The organism is Erythrobacter sp. NE805 (assembly GCF_046452355.1).
GTDB lineage: Bacteria > Pseudomonadota > Alphaproteobacteria > Sphingomonadales > Sphingomonadaceae > Erythrobacter.
This window is the reverse complement of sequence record NZ_JBKFDI010000001.1, coordinates 602,969-621,108: the sequence shown is the minus strand read 5'-3', so window position 1 is coordinate 621,108 and position 18,140 is coordinate 602,969. Positions and strand designations below refer to the sequence as shown.

Below are 18,140 nucleotides of genomic sequence, written 5' to 3'. Positions count from 1 at the left end.
GGGCGGACCGCCGGACGCCTAGGCTTGCGCCCATCGTGCGTCGCGGCCAGCCGCGACTCCCCTTGGTTTCGCCTGCCTGCCCGCACCGGGTGCCTTCAGGCGATGCCGCCATTCGGCCGCACGGCCAGTGGCTCAGCAGCGCCGGGAAGATCAATGACACCGCACCAACATCCCCAATCCGCCCGCCTTGCCGCCCGCATACTTGGCGCGATCATAACCCTGATCGGAGCCGTGCTGGGCGTCGGGGGGGTGTGGCTCGCGGCACTTGGCGGATCACCCTACTATGTCGTCACCGGCATCGCGATGGTGGCTTCGGGCGTGTTGCTTTGGCGGGGCAGCGCATGGGGGGCATGGCTCTACATGGGCATTTTCGTCGCCACGGTGATCTGGGCCTTCGCCGAAGTGGGCGTGGACGGATGGGCGCTTGTGCCGCGGGTTGTCGCGCCGCTGGTCCTGCTGATTGCGGTGCTGCTGGTGATCCCGACCTTGACCGATGCCGCGCATCGCTGGCGCTGGTCGATCGGCGCGGGCCTCGGCGTGCTGGTCGTGGCCGCGCTATTTGCCGGGTTCGTTGCCAAGGATCGCAGGACGGAGGCCGCCGGCGGATTGCCACCGCTCGCCCGCGCTGCGACCGATCTCGCGCTGATGACGGCCGGTGCCGATTGGCCGGCCTATGGCGGCAGCTACAGCGCGCGCCGCTTCTCGCCGCTGGGACAGATCACGCCGGCCAACGTCGGCCAGCTCCACCGCGCCTGGCTCACCCACACCGGCGATCTGCCGTCGCCCCGCGCCGAGGGCACCTACGGTGCGGAGAACACGCCGCTGAAGGTCGGCGACACGCTCTACGTCTGCACCCCCAAGAACATCGTCATCGCGCTCGATCCTGCGACGGGGCGCGAGCGCTGGCGCTTCGACCCACGGGTGCCCGACGAGGCGATCCCCTACACGGCGGCCTGCCGGGGGGTGGGCTACTACGCCGTGCCCGACGCGCCCGCCGACAGCCCTTGCGCGACGCGGATCATCTTCGGGACGCTCGACGCGCGCCTGTTCGCGATCGATGCGAGGTCCGGCGCGCGCTGCGGCGGGTTCGGCACCAATGGCGAGGTCGATACCAAGATCGGCATGGGCGATACGCCGCCGGGCTATGTCTCGATCAACTCGCCCCCGACGATCGTGCGCGGCGTGGTTGTCACCGGGCACCAGGTGCTCGACGGGCAGGATCGCTGGGAGCCATCGGGCGTGATCCGCGGCTTCGATGCGGTAACTGGCAAGCTGCGCTGGGCCTGGGACATGATGCACCCGGACTGGGACGGATACCCGCCCGATGGACAGACGTGGGCGCGCGGGACGCCCAATATGTGGACTATCGCCAGCGGCGACGAGGCACTCGGCCTCGTCTACCTTCCAATGGGCAATGCGGCGGCCGACTACTGGTCGGGCAAGCGCCGCCCCCCCGAGAACTTCTACGCCACCTCGCTGGTCGCGCTTGATGTCACCACCGGCAAACCGCGCTGGCGGTTCCAGGCGGTGCACAAGGACGTGTGGGACTACGACTTCGGCGCGCAGGCGACACTCGTCGACTACAAGGGCACGCCCGCGCTGGTGCTGCCGTCCAAGCAGGGCGACATCTACGTGCTCGACCGCGCGACCGGGGAGCCGCTTACCCCGGTGGGCGCAATCAAGGCGCCGCAGGGCGGGGTCGAGCCGGCCGAGCGCAGCCCCACCCAGCCGGTCTCGCTGTGGCACACCCTCCGCCAGCCGCCGCTGACCGAGCGCGACATGTGGGGGATGAGCCCGATCGACCAGATGATCTGCCGCATCCAGTTCCGCCAGGCCTCCTACAAGGGCTTTTTCACCCCGCCGACCGCCGACCGGCGCTCGGTCGAATACCCGGGCTACAACGGCGGGACCGACTGGGGCGGGATTGCAATCGATCCGCGCCGCGGGGTCATTGTCGCCAATTACAACGACATGCCCAACTACGTCCGGCTGATCCCGCGCGAGAAGGCGCGCGAGATGGGCCTTGCTCCGCGCAATCAGGCCCGCGGCAAGATTGGCGGGGTTGAGGGTGCGGGCGACCCGCAGGCGAACACGCCCTACGCGATCGACGTCAATGCCGGCTGGCGGCTGCCTTTCACGGGCCTGCTGTGCAAGCAGCCGCCCTATGGCGGCATCCGCGCGATCGACATGGCCACAGGCAAGACGATCTGGGACCGCCCATTTGGCGAAGCGCGCACCAACGGGCCTTTCGGCATTCCCTCGATGCTGCCCGTCACCATCGGCACGCCCAACAACGGCGGCGCGGTTGTCACGGCGAGCGGACTGATCTTCATCGCCGCCTCGACCGACAACCTGATCCGCGCGATCGATCTTGCCACCGGCAAGGAGCTGTGGAGCGACGTGCTCCCGGCAGGCGGGCAGGCGACGCCGATGACCTATTCGGTCGGCGGCAAGCAATATCTCGTGATCTATGCGGGCGGGCATCACTTCATGGAAACGCCGGTCGGCGACGAAGTGATCGCCTACGCGCTGCCGTGACCCCTCGCGAAGAGGCACGGCGATGATCCGCGAGAACATCGTGCTGTTCGGGGCGCTGTTCGCGAACCTCGGGATCGCGGTGGCGAAGTTCGTGGCGGCGAGCTTTACCGGGTCCTCCTCGATGATCTCGGAAGGATTCCACTCGCTGGTGGATACCGGCAACCAGGTGCTGCTGCTGTTCGGCCAGCACCGCGCCAAGCGACCGCCCGACGTGAGGCACCCCTTCGGCTACGGGCGCGAGCTCTACTTCTGGGCCTTCGTCGTCGCGATCCTGATCTTCGCGCTGGGCGCTGGCATTTCCGCCTACGAAGGCTGGCTGCACATCCGCGCGCCCGAGCCGCTGAAGGACCCGACCTGGAACTATGCCGTGCTCGGCGTCGCCTTCCTGCTCGAAGGCACTTCCTGGAGCATCGCGCTGCGCGAGTTCGCAAGCGCGAAAGGCGACGAGAGCTGGTGGGAGGCGATCCGCTCGTCGAAGGACCCGGCGACCTTCATCGTCCTGTTCGAGGACTCGGCCGCGATCGCGGGCCTTGTCATCGCCGCAGTGGGCGTGTGGGCAAGCCATGCCTTCGGCGATCCGCGGATAGACGGCATTGCTTCGCTGGCGATCGGAGCGGTGCTCGCGGCTGTCGCCGTCCTGCTCGCGCGCGAGGCGAAGGGGCTTCTGATCGGGGAGGGTGCCGACCACCGGGTGGTCGCGCGGGTGCGCGAGCTGGTCGCCCTCACCCCCGGCATCGATGCGGTCAATCACGTGCGAACGATTCATACGGCGCCCGACGCGGTGTTCGTGGCGATCAGCGCCGACTTAGACGACCGACTGACGATGGGCGAGGGCGAGGCGCTAATCGAGCGGATCGAAGCCGCACTCAAAGCCGAGTTTACCGAGCTGTCGTCAATCTATCTGCGCCCGGAGAAGCGGGCGGACGCGGTGCCACTCGGAGAGATGGCGGCGCAGCGCAAGGCGGGAGGATGATTGCGCGCTCTCTCCTCGTCTGTTTCGCCGTGTGGCTGGCGAGCGGGTGCAGCACAGTCAGCGTGCTCGATCCCGCAGGTCCCGTTGCGCATGGCAATCGGGCAAGCCTGATGAGCGCGCTCGTCATCATGCTCGCGATCGTCGTGCCGACAATGATTGCCATCGTAGCTTTCGCTTGGTGGTTCCGTGCCGGAAACGCGCGGGCGACCTATCGTCCCGAGTTCGTGTTTTCGGGCCGGATCGAGCTCGTCGTCTGGTCGATCCCCTTGCTCGTGATCCTCTTCCTTGCGGGCGTTATCTGGATCGGCAGTCACCGGCTCGACCCGGCCGCACCCTTGGCACCGCAGGCGGAGACGGTGGAGGTGCAAGTCGTTGCCCTCGATTGGAAGTGGCTCTTCATCTACCCCGACCAAGGGATTGCCACGGTCAATCACGTCGTCATCCCAGCGGGGCGTGCGGTGCGCTTCCGGCTCACTTCGGCAAGCGTGATGAACGCTTTCTTCGTGCCCCGTCTCGGCAGCATGATCTACGCCATGAACGGGATGGAGACCGATCTCCATCTGCGCGCCGACCGGGCCGGGCGATATTACGGCCAGTCCTCGCATTACAGCGGGGACGGATTTGCCGACATGCACTTCACCGTCGATGCCGTGCCGCCCGTCGCCTTCGCCAGCTGGGCGGCTCAGGCGCGCGGCACCGGCGGCCGGCTCGACGCTGCCACCTACCGCGATCTCGCGCGGCAGGGCACCGCGCCGCAAGTCCTCGCCTTCGGATCGGTTGCGCCGGGCCTTTTCGCCGACATCGTCACGCAGCGGATACCGCCCGCAGACGGCCCGCGGCAAGCCGAAGGCGGACGGCAGGTGCCCGGATGAACCTCTTCGGCAAACTGGACTGGTCGGCGATCCCCATCGACCAGCCGATCCCGCTGGTGGCGGCGGGCGGCGTCATGCTGGCGATGCTCGGGGTGCTCGGCTGGGTGACGGTAAAGGGGCACTGGCCCTACCTGTGGCGCGAATGGATCACCTCGGTTGACCACAAGCGCATCGGCGTCATGTATGTCGTGCTCGCTCTCGCGATGCTGATCCGCGGCTTCATCGACGCAATCATGATGCGCACCCATCAGGCGATGACCGTGGGTGGTGGGAGCGGCTATCTGCCACCGGCACACTTTGACCAGATATTCTCCGCGCATGGAACGATCATGATTTTCTTCGGCGCGATGCCTTTCATGGTCGGGCTGATGAACTTCGTCGTCCCGCTGCAACTGGGGGTGCGTGACGTCGCTTTCCCGACCCTCAACTCGACGAGCTTCTGGCTGACCGCGAGCGGCGCGCTGCTGGTCAATCTCAGTCTCGTGATCGGCGAGTTCGCGCAGACCGGCTGGCTCCCCTATGCCCCGCTCAGCGAGCGGACATACTCGCCCGGAGTGGGTGTCGATTACTACCTCTGGGCGATCCAGATCGCCGGCGTCGGCACACTGATGTCGGGGATCAACCTCGTCACCACGATCATCAAGACCCGCGCACCCGGAATGAGCTATCTGCGGATGCCAATGTTCTGCTGGACGGCCCTGTGTGCAAACATGCTGATCGTGGCCGCCTTTCCGATCCTGACCGCGACGCTGACCATGCTGACGCTCGACCGCTATCTCGGCTTCCACTTCTTCACCAACGAAGCGGGCGGCAACCCGATGATGTTCGTGAACCTCATCTGGGCGTGGGGGCATCCCGAGGTCTATATCCTGATCCTGCCCGCCTTCGGGGTGTTTTCGGAGGTCATCTCCACCTTCTCGGGGAAGCCGCTGTTCGGCTATCGTTCGATGGTGGCGGCGACGCTGTTCATCACTCTCGTCAGCTTCATGGTGTGGCTGCACCACTTCTTCACGATGGGCGCCGGCGCGAACGTCAACGCCGCCTTCGGCATCGCGACCAGCATCATCGCCGTGGGGACGGGGGTGAAAATCTACAACTGGCTGTTCACCATGTATGGCGGGCGGCTGCGCTTCCCGACGCCGATGCTGTGGTCGCTGGGGTTCCTCCTCACCTTCATCATTGGCGGCATGACTGGCGTGCTGCTCGCCGTGCCGGCCGCAGACTTCATCCTGCACAACAGCATGTTCCTGGTCGCCCATTTCCACAATGTGATCGTCTCGGGAACGGTGTTCGGCGCGATCGCGGGCTACACCTTCTGGTTCCCCAAGGCTTTCGGCTTCACGTTGGACGAGCGGTGGGGCAAACGCGCCTTCTGGCTATCGCTCGCCGGGTTCATCATCGTGTTCGGCGCGCTCTACGTCGTGGGGCTGGAGGGCATGACGCGGCGGCTCCAGCATGTCGAGGTCGCCGAATGGGTGCCGCTGCTCTACGTCTCTGTGGCCGGCGTCGGCGTGATGATCGCGGGCGTCGCCGCGCAGATCGTCCAGCTCGTCGTCAGCATCCGCCGCCGTGACGCCTTGCGAGACACCACTGGCGATCCCTGGAATGGCCGCTCACTCGAATGGGCGACCCCCTCGCCACCGCCCGTGTTCAACTTCGCGGTGCTGCCCGACGTAGGGGGCGAGGAGCCCTACTGGACGATCAAGAAGCGCGCGATCGCCAGCCAGCAGGAACAGGTGTCCGAGGATTACGAGACTATCGCCATGCCCCGCGGCAGCGCCACCGGGTTCGTCACCGCCTTCTTCGCGACCGCCATCGGCTTCGCGATGATCTGGCAGATCTGGTGGCTCGCCGCACTCGGCTGCGTCGGCGCCTACGCCGCATTCGTCGCCTTCGCCTGGCGCGGGGACAACCATGACGAGTTCTCCGCCACGGAGGTCGCACGTATCGCGGGGCAGCATCGAAGGCAGATCGCATGACCACGCTGGCCGCGCCCGCCCAGGACGATCCCTATGCCGTCGGACGCCGGCAGCAGCGCGCTGACGCCGCGAACGCGAGCGGTCGGGGCGAGGGCGGCCCTGCGCCGAAGCGCACCGTCGTCGGCTACGGCTTCTGGATCTATTTGCTCAGCGACATCATCCTCTTCGCCGCCTTCTTCGCCGCCTACGCCGTCCTCTCAGGCGAGCGGGCCGGCGGGCCGGGTCCGCACGACCTGTTCGAGCAGCCGCGGCTTGCCCTCCAGACTGCTGCGCTGCTGCTGTCGAGCTTCACCTGCGGCCTTGCCAGCATCGCGGCGGAGCGCCGGTCGATGGTGCGAACGCAGGGCTGGCTGATCGTCACCGGCGCGCTCGGCGCCGTGTTCCTCGCCCTGGAGGTGCAGGAGTTCGCCGCGCTCGTCTCGCAAGGCGCCGGGCCGCAGCGCAGCGCATTTCTGTCAGCCTTCTTCGCCTTGGTCGGTCTTCACGGCGCCCATATCGCCGTCGGTCTGCTGTGGGCGGGGACGATGATGGCCCAGCTTGCAATCAAGGGCTTCTCCCCCGCGACGGAGCGGCGGCTGATGTGCTTCAGCCTGTTCTGGCACGCACTCGACATCGTGTGGGTGGGTATCTTCACGGTCGTTTATCTGCTGGGAATGGTCGTATGAGCGCCGAGCCGGAGTCCCGCGAGCGCGATACCGCCGATGCGCCTCCGGGCGACGAGCAACTCAACGCTCGCGAGTTCGGCGGAGGTCTCGCCAGCTACCTCGGCGGGCTGCTGCTGGCGGCGCTACTCACGGGCATGTCGTTCCTTGTGCTCGACGTCGATTTTGTGTGGGGACCCGCAGTGCCGATGGCCCTGATCGTGCTGGCAGTGGCCCAGATGGGTGTGCACCTCGTGTTCTTTCTCCACGTCACCACGGGGCCGGACAATACCAACAACGTGCTGGCGCTCGCATTCGGGGTGATGGTTTGCGCCCTTGTCCTTTTCGGATCGATCTGGATCATGGCTCATCTTGCGCATGGAGCAATGGCGGCCGATATGGCGAGCGCTGCGTGAACGAGGCGGGTATCACCACCTTCGGCGCGTTGCTGCTGTTGGCGTCGCTGGTGGCGATCCTGTCCCGCCGCATCGGCCTGCCCTATACCGCCGGGCTGGTGGTGGCGGGCGCTGCGCTCGCGCTCTCACCGCTTGGCAGCGACCTGCCGCTTTCGCGAGAGATCATCTTCAACCTCTTCCTCCCGCCGCTGATCTTCGAGGCCGCGCTCCAAATGCCATGGCAGCGCTTCCGCGACGAGCTGCCGCTGACGCTGACGCTCGCCTTCGGCGGTGTTGCCATCTCCGCTGCCGTGGTTGCCGCCGGCCTCTTTGGGGTGTTCGGCTGGAGCTGGCTCGGCGCGGCCTTCTTCGGGGTGCTGATCGCCGCGACCGACCCGGTTTCGGTGATCGCGGCCTTCAAGGAGATGAAGGCCGAGCCGCGCCTCGCAATGGTGGTCGAATCCGAGAGCCTGCTCAATGACGGCGTCGCAGCGGTGGGCTTCGCAATCCTCCTCGGGCTGGCGGGTGGAGCGGGGCTCTCCTTCGAGGCGGCGCTGGTTTCGCTCGGCTGGACCGTCGCCATCGGGATCGGGAGCGGCGCGGTGGCCGCCTTCGCAGTGCTGGCTATTGCCGGGCGGACCGAGGATCACCTCGTCGAAGTCACCCTTACCACGGTCGTCGCCTGGGGCAGCTTCCTACTGGCCGAGCACCTCGGCGCCTCGGGCGTGTTCGCTGCGCTGACGGCGGGGATCATCGTCGGCAACAAGGGCTGGAGGCGAGCGATTTCGGAAAACGGCCGACCGCACGTCCTCAATTTCTGGGAGTTCGCGGCTTTTCTTGCCAACTCGCTCCTGTTCCTGCTGATCGGCAGCCATGAGGCGCACCAGCCGATCGCACTGTTCTCGGGCGCGCTGGCGGTGGTCATCCCGTTGACCTTGCTGGGACGTGCGCTTGCGGTGTATCCTCTTTCTCTCCCGTTTCGGGGCACTCGGATGAGGTTGCAAGCGACCTACCAGCACGTGCTCGTCTGGGGCGGTTTGCGCGGCGCCATTGCCCTTGCGCTCGCCCTGTCGGTGCCTGCATCGGTTGCCGAGCATCGCCAGATTGTCGTCCTCGCGTTCGGCGTGGTTGCATTCTCGATCCTCGTCCAGGGCCTCACGATCCCGACCATCCTGAGGCGCTGGCGCCTTGCGGCAGGGGAGGCGGCGGTATGACGATGCTCTTCGATGACTGGCAGGGACTGATCCGGGTCCTCGTGATTTCGGTGCTCGCCTATGGATCGCTCGTTGCGGTTCTGCGGTTTGCAGGCAAACGCGCTCTGGCCAAACTGAATGCTTTCGACCTGGTGGTCACCGTCGCGCTCGGATCAACGCTCGCGACCGTCCTGCTGAAGTCAGACATCGCTTTTGTCGAGGGTCTTGCCGCCTTCGCGATGCTCGCCGTGTTGCAATGGATCGTGGCGCGGCTTTCAGTTGCCTGGCCGGGTTTCAGAAAGCTCGTGCGCAGTCAGCCTCGCCTGTTGCTGGAGGACGGCGCATACCTGTTTCAGGCAATGGCGGACGAGCGGCTCACCGAGGACGAGGTCGACGCCGCCATCAGAGCGGCCGGTATCGGCCGGCGCGAGGAGGTTGCAGCCGTCGTCCTGGAAACCGATGGCAGCCTGAGCGTCATCCGTGGCTTCGCCGAGCCGCTGACGACCCTGACGGGCGTAAGGCGATGACCGCGCGCGGTCATTCGCCGAGTTCCTCCGCAAGGGTCGGCTGACGGTCGGAAGGTTCGGGCCTGTCGGGCACCGCGAGCCGGACCTCGACGCGGCGGTTGGCGCGCCGACCCGCCTCATTGGGCGAACCGTCGGGCAGGGCGTTTGGCGCAACCGGGTTCTGCTCACCGAACGCGATCACCTCGATCCGCTCGGGTGCGACACCGTTCGCAGTCAGCCACTTGCTCACGACCTCCGCACGCCTCTTGGCCACGGCAAGGTTGGCCACGTCGGTGCCGACCGAGTCGGTGTGCCCGGCAATAGCGATCCGCGCTCCGGCGGCGAACTGCGGACTTGCCAACAGGCTGCGCAATTCGTTCTCGGCAGCCTCCGGCAGGTTGCTGCCGTTTTCCTCGAAGCGAAGAGTCACTTCGGTTGGCGCAAGCGGGGCGGGGCTCGGCTCGGGCTTGGCGAGATCGGGTCGCATGATGGAGGTCGCCTTGGGTTGCGGGGGCGGCGGCGCGCTCGCCTCGCGCTGCGGGCGGTCACAGCCCGCCAAAGCGGTCAGCGCCATCAACATGGCCATCACCTTGATGCTTCCCTCGGCACCGACCGCCTTCAGCGGAGCCGACTTTTTGGGAGGTGCGAAACTGATGACGGTGTCGCCGGCCGCAGGTTCGGGCCGCCGTGCGTGGGTGAAGAATTGCATGCGTCCATCCGACTTGAGCAGCAGCAGCATGTCCGACGCCGCCGGTAAAGCGTCCTTGGCATCCTCGAACAGGAAGCTGTCGGACAATCTGGTCTTGCGCAGTCGCCAGCCCTTATCGAGCCGCTCGTTGACTTCGTTGACCCCGTATCCCGACTGGAACAGCGAGCGCCCGCGCAGCGTCTCCGGCAACGCCTGCCGGTCGTCATGGTCACCCGGCGCGCCAAGCTGATAGACCGAATCCCGGCCGACCTCGTGCGCGAACTCGTTGCATACGAGCGTGTTGTAAGCTTCGTTCTCGGTCGCCGCGACCAGCGCCTGGAACGGCGACAGGTCGAGATTGTGCTCTGTCGCCTCGTTGAGTATTTCGCCGTGATAGGATGGCAGTTGCTTGTTCCGAGCGAGGGCCAGGCGCTGCCAGCTTGAGTCCACCACCATCACCGGCGTGCCGAGTTCATTCATGATTTCGGCAAGCGCCACACTCCAGCGTGAACTGCCGACCAGGAGCAACCCGGGGCGCGTCTCGCCCTTCAGGCCCAGCCACCGTGCGACGAGGTCGATGGTGAACCCGTGTGCCAGCACCGTGGTGATGACCACCGCGAAGCTCAATCCGATCAACACGTTGCCGTCGGCGTAGCCGAGCTCGGAGAGGCGCAGCGCAAACAAGCCGCTGATCGCCACCAGCACGATCCCGCGCGGCGCGATCCAGGCGACGAACAGGCGCTCCTTCCATGGCACCGCACTCCCGAGTAGCGTGAGCAGCACGGTGAGCGGCCGGACCACGAACAGAAGCGCCACGAGGAACAGGCCGAAGCGCCAATTGAGATAGGCAAGGTCCGACCACTTGAGCGAGGCCGAGAGCAGCACGAAAATGCCCGAGACGGTGAGGATCGCGACCGTCTCCTTGAAGGGGTGGATCGAGCGCATCGACTGCACGTTCATGTTGGCGAGCGCGATGCCCATGACGGTGACGGCGATCAGCCCTGCCTCGTGCTCGACGAGGTTGGTCAGCACGAACAGCGTGATCACCGTGACGAACAGCACTGGCACCTTGAGGTATTCGGGCACAGCCCCGCGTGGATAGGCCCAGGCGATCAACCGCGCCGCGCCATAGCCGAGCACCGCTGCCAGCACCGCCGCCAGCAGCATCGGCGGGAAGATCGCGATCCACGTCGCACCATCGGCGGTGAGCCGAAAATACTCGTAGGCGATCACCGCGCACAGCGCGCCGGTTGGATCGTTGACGATCGCCTCCCACTTCAGGAGCGAGGCCGGGCGGCGCTGCACCGAAGCTTGGCGCAGGAGGGGCATCACGACGGTTGGACCCGTAACGACGAGGATACCGCCGAACAGGATCGCCACCGGCCACACCAGCCCGGCGATCGAGTGCGCCGCAAGGGCGCCGAGGAGCCATCCCAATAGCACGCCGATGGTCGCCATCCGCCATACCGCGCCGCTCGTCTCGCGCAGCTCGCGGAAGTTGAGGCTGAGGCCGCCCTCGAAGAGGACCAGCGCAACGCCGATCGCCACTATCGGCTCGAGAAGTTCCCCGAAGGCATGCTCTGGATCGAAGATGCCGAGCACGGGGCCGGCAAGAATACCTGCGGCAAGCATCAGCACGATCGCCGGACGGTTGGTCCGCCAGGCGAGCCATTGAGCGCCTATGCCGAGCGCCCCGACCGCGGCAATGACGATTGCCTGTTCCTGCATCGGCCAGAGCCTGCCTTTCTTCGCTCCTGAACTCGGAGTTCAGTCAAGCATTCCGGCGCGAGCCTCTCCCGTGTCAATCATGCCCCCTTGCTGCCGCGATGAATGGGTGCGGAGGCGGGGCAACTCCCTCAACAGCCAAAGCATCGCCATGGAGCATGCGGGTCGTGACATCAGCATGAGGCTCCCCAATCCTGACTTAGTATCGCTGATCCAAGTTCTTGTTGCCTTGTGCGATGCGGCGCAATGGTCGGGTTGGTAGGGCTGACTGGCGGCGGTCGTGGTCGTTCAGACGCTGGAGGGGTTAGTGCCACCGACCGGAAATTGAGCGCACCGCGTAAAGAGCATGGATCAATCGTCGGCGATGAGTGAACGGTGCCCGGACAAGGGCGAGGCGGATGATCGAACCGACCTCGCTGAAGATCGAACTCTTCTCGCGCATGAGCGCAGCTTCGCCGGCTGGATGCGCACCGGCGTGGCGGCTGTCGGGGTTGGACTCGGCTTCAAGGCACTCTTCCGAACCCTGGAGCCTTCGTGGGTCCCGAAGGGAATCGCAAGCATCTTCCTGCTGATTGCGGTTTTCATCTTTATCTCCGCCGAGCGACGCGCCCGCAGAGCGATCGATCGGCTGGAGGCGCACCGCGTAGCGGCGCTTGCGCCGGTTCGCTTGCGTCTCATGGCGTGGGTGCTCACATTAGCGACCTTAGCCTTAGGGGCCACGATCTGGACCATGGTGTAAGCGCAGAAGAAGCACCAGCAGAGCGTCGCTCGGAGCCTCAGAGGCACAACTATGTGCATAGGAGCGGCAAGCACAGGAAGCTCGGCTTTAACTCGACACCAGCACGAGTTAGTGCTGGCCCGTGACCGACGCCGCGCTTTTCACCGCTGGTTCCTTGTTCTCGCAGGACTATCTGAAGGATGGCATTCGCCGCACCTCGGCCTACCTGGCCGTGGATGTGACAGGCTTCAGAGAGCAGCTGGGAGCGCTTCTGAGCGCGTTCCCGCATGCGTCGCACCCGAACGAAGCGATGACCGAGAGCGAGGTCGTATGGCCCATTCTCGGGGCTCTGGGCTGGTCGTCTTGGCTCACGCAGCAGAACCTCTCAGCCAGCGGTCGGGATAACGTGCCCGACGGTCTGTTGTTCATCGACGAGGACGCGAAGGCTCTCGCGAGCCAGACCCCCGAGGAGTGGAAGCGCTACCAGTTCGGGTCGGCAATCGTCGAAAGCAAACGCTGGGGCCGTGCGCTCGACCGGGCCGAGGGACGCAGCAAGGAGGCGCGCGAAACCCCCTCGACTCAGATGTTGCGCTATCTCAAGCGCATCGACGATGTGCTGACCCAGGGTGCGCTCCGGTGGGGCATACTGACCAACGGTGCGCGCTGGCGGCTCTACTTCTCCGGTGCCCGCTCGACGATCGACGACTACCTCGAAATCGATCTTGCCCGGGTTGCCGGGCTGGAGAGCGACTTGCTCGACGCCGGCGTGACGCAAGACGAACGTGACCACTGGCTGCGCGTCTTCGTCGCCATGTTCTCCCGCTCGGCCTTCGAGCGCGAGGCTGCCGATGCACCCAGCTTCCATGATCTCGCCCGCGACGAGGCCGCTTTCTACGAGAAGCGTGTGGCGCAGAGCCTCTCGGACCTCGTGTTCGACCGGCTCTACCCCGCCCTTGGCAAGGCCATCGCCGAGCACGCGCCAGCCGACACCTCGCTGGAGGCGATCAGGAACGCCACCCTCATCCTGCTCTACCGCCTGCTGTTCATCCTCTACGCCGAGGACCGCGGCCTGCTGCCGGTCAAGGACAGCCGCTACGACGACTATGCGCTGCGCGTGACGCGCGAGGACGTGAAGCGCCGCATGGATGCCAGCGACACCTTCTCCAGTGTCGCCAGCACCATCTGGGATCGCTTCTCCAGCCTTGCGATCATGATCGACAAGGGCGACCCGTCGGTCGGCCTTCCGCCATACAACGGCGGCCTCTTCAACGCGGGCCAGACCCCACTCCTCGGCGCTATTCGCCTCCCCGACACCGTCATGGCCGAGGCGATCGACATCCTCTCCTTCGAGCAGCAGGGCGGCGTGCGGCGTTATATCAACTACCGCGACCTGTCAGTGCAGCAGCTCGGCTCGATCTACGAGCGGCTGCTGGAGTTCAAGATGGACCGCGTCGATGGCGAGTTCGTCATCCAGCCGAACATCTTCGCCCGCAAGGATTCGGGCAGTTATTACACCCCGGACGAGCTGGTGCTGCTCATCATCGACGAGACGCTCCAGCCGCTCATCGATGACGCCTACGCCGCGTTCGCACAGGCGATCGCCTCGCTCGGCAAGAACGACAGCGAAGCCTCGAAGCTGCGCACGCTAGAAGCGGCCGACCCTGCCGTCGCCATCACCCGCCTCCGGGTGTGCGACCCGGCCATGGGTTCCGGCCACTTCCTTGTCAGCCTCGTGGACCGCCTGACCAACCAGGCGCTGGAAGCTGTCGTCCGCGCTCAGGAACTCGCAGCCGAAGCGGGTATCGAGGACTACCAGAGCCCCATCGCCACCGAGATCGAGAAGATCCGCGCCACCATCTGGACCAACGCTCAGGCCAAGAACTGGGCCATCGCCGAGGAGCAGCTCGACGATCCCCAGCTGGTCAAGCGCATGGTCCTGAAGCGCTGCATCCACGGTGTGGACAAGAACCCCATGGCGGTCGAGCTCGCCAAGGTCGCGCTCTGGCTCCACACCTTCACCGTCGGCGCGCCGCTGTCTTTCATCGACCACCACCTGCACTGCGGTGACAGCCTGTTCGGCCTGTGGGTCAGGAACGCCATCGACAAGGCCGGGGCGGCGGGCGAGCTGCTCTACATCGAGGATCTGCGCAACGCCGAGCGGCAGGCTGCGGTGATGCAGCGCATCGAGGCGCTGACCGACGCCGAGATCGCCGAGGCGCAGTCGAGCGCTGATATGTGGCGCGACGTCGAGGCGCAGATCGGCCCTTTCGACAGCTTCGTCAGCTTCATGCACGCGCTCGACTGGCTTGACTTGCCGCGCGAGGAGAAGCCGCTCGTCGTCCAGTGGCTCGACGGAGGCTTCGGCGACCCCCTGCCGATCGCACGCGGCAAGCGGCAGCCCGAACCGCTGCGCGCCAAGCCCGAGGAGGCGGAGCGCTTCACCGCCATCTGGCGCAAGGCGCGCGAGCTGATCGAGGAGGAGCGCTTCCTGAACTGGCAGATCGCCTTCCCCGGCGTATGGCGCAACTGGGCGAGCGCAGGGCGTGAGGGGGGCTTCGACGCCGTGGTTGGGAACCCTCCGTGGGACATGCTTGAGTTCGAGGAGGTGCCGTGGTTCGAGGCTCGTGATCGAGAGATCGCACTCACGACCAATCGCGCAGCAAGATCGAGGCGGATTGCGGCCCTTCGGGATGCGGACGCTCCGCTCTGGCAGGATTACAGCATTGCTCGGCAACGCGCTGGCGCGGCACTGTCGATGGCCCGCAGCAGCGGGATCTACCGGGAGTTGAACCGCGGCAGGATCAACCTCTACAAGCTGTTCATCGAGCGTGCGCACGCCCTTGTGCGCCCCGATGGCATGGTGGGCTTGCTCACACCGAGCGGTATCGCCGCCGACCAGTCTACCGCCCCTTTCTTCCGTCGCCTCGCGATCGGCGCGAACATCAGCGCTCTCTTCGACTTCGAGAATCGGCGCACTCGCCACCGCCTTGAACCCTTCTTCCCTGACGTGGACAGCCGGTTCAAATTCACAGCTATGATCGCAAGTCCGCAACGCGCTTTCGTAGCGACTAGGTGCGGGTTCTTTCTGCAAGCAGTCAGCGAGATCGCAGACCCAGAATGCGTTTTCTCGATTACCGCCGAGGACTTCGCCCGCGTGAACCCCAACACCGGCACTGCCCCTGTGTTTCGCTCACGCACCGACATGCGGATCACTACGTCTGTCTACGAGCGTCAGCCTGTGCTGCTCGATCGAAGTGGCCAGGTAGACCAGCCGCAGTTCGACATCGTCTTCCAGCAGATGCTGAATATGTCGTCGGACTCGGGCAGCTTCTTGGATCATGCTCAGCTTGAGGAGGCAGGGGCATGGCGCCGCGTGGGCAACATCTTCGAGCATGCGGAGGGCACTTTGCTGCCCGTGTTTGAAGGCAAGATGGTCCAGGCGTTCGATCATCGCGCATCCGATGTCGTGGTGTCGGCAGGCAATGTGTTCCGGCCCGGTCAGGGTGAGGACCTCACTGCCGAGGAGCACCGCGATCCTAACCGCTCGGCCGAGCCTCGATACTGGATCAAGCAGGATTTGGTCCCGTGGCGGACTAAGACGGAGTGGTGCCTCGCGTTCAAGGACATCACCGCGGCGACCAATATGCGGACGACCATCGCCGCGATGATCCCCTTCGCTGGGGCCGGTCACACGCTCCCGGTCGCAATTCCGGCCGAGGGGCACGAAAGCCGCTACGTTGAGCAGGCCCCGATGCTGCTTGCGAACATGAACTCGACGCCGTTCGATTACATGGCTCGTCAGAAGGTCCACGGCACGCACCTGGCCTGGTATCTGTTGGAGCAGCTCCCGGTGCTGCCACCGGCCACCTACACCCGCCGCTTCGGCCCGAAGACCGCCGCCGAGATTGTCCGCGAGTCGGTGCTGGAGCTGACCTACACCGCACACGACATGGCCGCCTTCGCGCGCGACATGGGCCATGTCGATGCCGCCGGCGAGGTGCGCGCACCCTTCGTCTGGGACGAGGACCGCCGCCTGCGGCTGCGCGCCAAGCTCGATGCGCTCTACTTCATCCTCTATGGCATCTTCGACCCCGAGAACGCCGCCCAGAGCCGCGAGGACATCCGCTACATCTACGGCACTTTCCCGATCGTCGAGCGGCAGGAGATCGCCCGCTGGGGCACCTGCCGCAGCCGCGACCTCGCCCTCGCCTGGATCAACGCGCTGATGGCCGGGCAGCCGGACGCCGAGGTGGCGGGGTAGCCCTCGGCAGCACATGCCACCATCAACCCCTTGACGACGCCGACATATGTGAGACCCTCCCTTGGCTGGCATCCGGGGGGAAGCATAGATGTTCGACCGACCGACACTCGATGAGCTCGCCGTCGATGTCGTCCGCGAGATCGAGCTGTATTCCGGCTTCGATCATGCCACCCGCCGCTTCATCGCCCATTCCCTGTCCCACCTGCCGCCGTGGCCGCACGCGATCGGTGACCTGCACGAGCCGCTGAACCCGCCGCTACCCTTCCAGCAGTCCGAGGCCGAGGCTGCCGAGCGCGCCGCAGCCTACCGCGAAGCGGGGATGCTCAGGGCCGCCAACCACTACGGCGAGAAAGGCCAGCGCATGCGGCGGCAGGCGTTCGGGATCATGCTCGGCATGGCGAAGGTGGACCTGAAGTGGAAGCGGCTCACCCGGCACGACGAGTTCCTGTTCTGCTACGAGCGCCTCGCGGGTCATTTCTGGCGCGAGTTGCTGATGCCGTGCTGGAAGGAGGCGGTGCTGCAACGCCGCAGGAAGGGGCCGACGCAGCTCCCGCTCGACCCGCGCATCCGCGACGACCAGTCGGTGCCGAACCGCCTCGAACGTGACCCCGCGCCGCGGTTCTATCCGACGCTCGCCGATGCCGAGGCGTTCGATGCGCCGCTGCTCGGGCTGCTCTGAGGAACAGCGTCCCGGGAAGTGATGCAGTCCGTGAGCCAGTCGGCGAGGCGCTTGAGCTGGCTCGCCGGCAGGACGTTCGGTCGCCCGATAAGCCAGTAGCACCAGCCATTGTCGATGATGCGGTCGATCACCTTCACGAGCGTGCCGCGGGCGAGCTGATCCTCGCACACCAGCATCGGCACCACCGCCGCCCCAAGTCCGTCTTCGGCGGCGCGCAGGACGCCCTCGTAGGAATCGAACAGCAGCTCGCGCCGTTGGCCCTGAATGCCGAGGTGAGCGAACACGTCCGACCAGGCATCGGGCTGCCGTGTCAGCGCGAGGAGCGGGCACTCCGCGAAGAAAGTGGCCGTGCTCTGAAACTGCGCGGCAAGTCGCGGCGCGGCGACGATGGCGAAGCCGCCTCCACCCAGCCGGGCAGCCACCAGAGGCGCCATGGGTTCGGGGCCGAACCGCAGCGCCAGATCATGCCGTCCGCTCGCGAGATCGACAGGTGCGATGGCGCTTTCGACCTCTATGGTCACGTCGGGCAGGAGATCGCGCAGCTCTCCGAGCCGCGGCAGAAGGAAGCGCGCCGCAAATAGCGGTGCCGCTGAAAGGCGCAACGAGCGGCTACGTCGGGCCTCGCGGTAGGCACCGGCAATGGCCGTGAAGGCCGGCGTCAGGCTGGCGGCGAGGCGCGCAGCGGCCTCGGTCAAGGTCACCTCGCGATGTTGGCGGTGGAACAGAGCTGTTCCGAGCTCGGCCTCCAGATCGCGGACATGGTGACTGATCGCCGACGGCGTGAGGCCGATCTCCTTGGCAGCCTCGCGAAAGCTCCCACGGCGCGCAGCGGCTTCAAATGCCCGCAACGCCGAAAGTGGGACCCTACCGGGCGGTAGCCCCTCGCTGAGGTGAGTGTGGTTCATCTGAGTCGCGAGATTAGTCGTTTGCCGGAGGCTGTCGAGTGGTGTCCAGTTGGCTTCGGGACCTCCG

General features: G+C 66.0%; 12 protein-coding genes and 2 pseudogenes. 11 read left to right on the top strand and 3 right to left on the bottom strand.

The window, feature by feature from the left end:
• The first annotated feature begins 153 nt into the window (after positions 1–153).
• Genes ACLBKU_RS02820 through ACLBKU_RS02785 form a run of 8 tightly spaced genes read left to right on the top strand, consistent with a single transcriptional unit; the run spans position 154 to position 9,118 of the window.
• Positions 154–2,538: a membrane-bound PQQ-dependent dehydrogenase, glucose/quinate/shikimate family gene (locus ACLBKU_RS02820; protein ID WP_410178016.1), complete on the top strand. Its 2,385-nt coding sequence runs from the start codon at positions 154–156 to the stop codon at positions 2,536–2,538.
• Positions 2,539–2,560: 22 nt separating this feature from the next.
• On the top strand, positions 2,561–3,511 hold the full coding sequence (locus ACLBKU_RS02815) for a cation diffusion facilitator family transporter (protein ID WP_410178015.1): 951 nt from the start codon (positions 2,561–2,563) through the stop codon (positions 3,509–3,511).
• Positions 3,508–4,383 carry a ubiquinol oxidase subunit II gene (gene cyoA, locus ACLBKU_RS02810; protein WP_410178014.1) on the top strand — a complete coding sequence of 292 codons (876 nt, stop codon included), beginning with the start codon at positions 3,508–3,510 and terminating at the stop codon, positions 4,381–4,383. The genes ACLBKU_RS02815 and cyoA overlap by 4 nt, the downstream gene beginning before the upstream one ends.
• Complete coding sequence (locus tag ACLBKU_RS02805; protein ID WP_410178013.1) at positions 4,380–6,362, top strand: cbb3-type cytochrome c oxidase subunit I; 1,983 nt, start codon at positions 4,380–4,382, stop codon at positions 6,360–6,362. The genes cyoA and ACLBKU_RS02805 overlap by 4 nt, the downstream gene beginning before the upstream one ends.
• Positions 6,359–7,027 carry a cytochrome o ubiquinol oxidase subunit III gene (cyoC, locus tag ACLBKU_RS02800; protein WP_410178012.1) on the top strand — a complete coding sequence of 223 codons (669 nt, stop codon included), beginning with the start codon at positions 6,359–6,361 and terminating at the stop codon, positions 7,025–7,027. Before ACLBKU_RS02805 ends, cyoC begins: the two co-directional genes overlap by 4 nt.
• Positions 7,024–7,419 carry a cytochrome o ubiquinol oxidase subunit IV gene (cyoD, locus tag ACLBKU_RS02795; protein ID WP_410178011.1) on the top strand — a complete coding sequence of 132 codons (396 nt, stop codon included), beginning with the start codon at positions 7,024–7,026 and terminating at the stop codon, positions 7,417–7,419. The genes cyoC and cyoD overlap by 4 nt, the downstream gene beginning before the upstream one ends.
• On the top strand, positions 7,416–8,612 hold the full coding sequence (locus ACLBKU_RS02790) for a cation:proton antiporter (protein WP_410178010.1): 1,197 nt from the start codon (positions 7,416–7,418) through the stop codon (positions 8,610–8,612). The genes cyoD and ACLBKU_RS02790 overlap by 4 nt, the downstream gene beginning before the upstream one ends.
• Positions 8,609–9,118 carry a DUF421 domain-containing protein gene (locus ACLBKU_RS02785; RefSeq protein ID WP_410178009.1) on the top strand — a complete coding sequence of 170 codons (510 nt, stop codon included), beginning with the start codon at positions 8,609–8,611 and terminating at the stop codon, positions 9,116–9,118. The genes ACLBKU_RS02790 and ACLBKU_RS02785 overlap by 4 nt, the downstream gene beginning before the upstream one ends.
• Before the next feature lie 10 nt (positions 9,119–9,128).
• Here the strand turns inward: ACLBKU_RS02785 and ACLBKU_RS02780 are convergent.
• Positions 9,129–9,506: pseudogene (locus tag ACLBKU_RS02780) on the bottom strand (OmpA family protein); the annotation flags it as partial.
• Between the two features lie 213 nt (positions 9,507–9,719).
• Positions 9,720–11,513, bottom strand: a pseudogene (locus ACLBKU_RS02775) (cation:proton antiporter); the annotation flags it as partial.
• A gap of 343 nt (positions 11,514–11,856) precedes the next feature.
• On the opposite strand from ACLBKU_RS02775, the gene ACLBKU_RS02770 reads away from it, so the two are divergent.
• The 3 genes from ACLBKU_RS02770 to ACLBKU_RS02760 all read left to right on the top strand — a co-directional run bounded on the left by ACLBKU_RS02770 (position 11,857) and on the right by ACLBKU_RS02760 (position 17,168).
• Complete coding sequence (locus ACLBKU_RS02770) at positions 11,857–12,249, top strand: YidH family protein (RefSeq protein WP_410178008.1); 393 nt, start codon at positions 11,857–11,859, stop codon at positions 12,247–12,249.
• Between the two features lie 121 nt (positions 12,250–12,370).
• Positions 12,371–16,489, top strand: coding sequence for an Eco57I restriction-modification methylase domain-containing protein (locus ACLBKU_RS02765; protein ID WP_410178007.1), 4,119 nt, complete (start codon positions 12,371–12,373; stop codon positions 16,487–16,489).
• Between the two features lie 88 nt (positions 16,490–16,577).
• Positions 16,578–17,168, top strand: coding sequence for a hypothetical protein (locus ACLBKU_RS02760; RefSeq protein ID WP_410178006.1), 591 nt, complete (start codon positions 16,578–16,580; stop codon positions 17,166–17,168).
• On the opposite strand, the gene ACLBKU_RS02755 is transcribed toward ACLBKU_RS02760, so the two are convergent.
• On the bottom strand, positions 17,111–18,073 hold the full coding sequence (locus ACLBKU_RS02755) for a LysR substrate-binding domain-containing protein (RefSeq protein ID WP_410178005.1): 963 nt from the start codon (positions 18,071–18,073) through the stop codon (positions 17,111–17,113). The genes ACLBKU_RS02760 and ACLBKU_RS02755 overlap by 58 nt on opposite strands.
• Between the last annotated feature and the right edge of the window lie 67 nt (positions 18,074–18,140).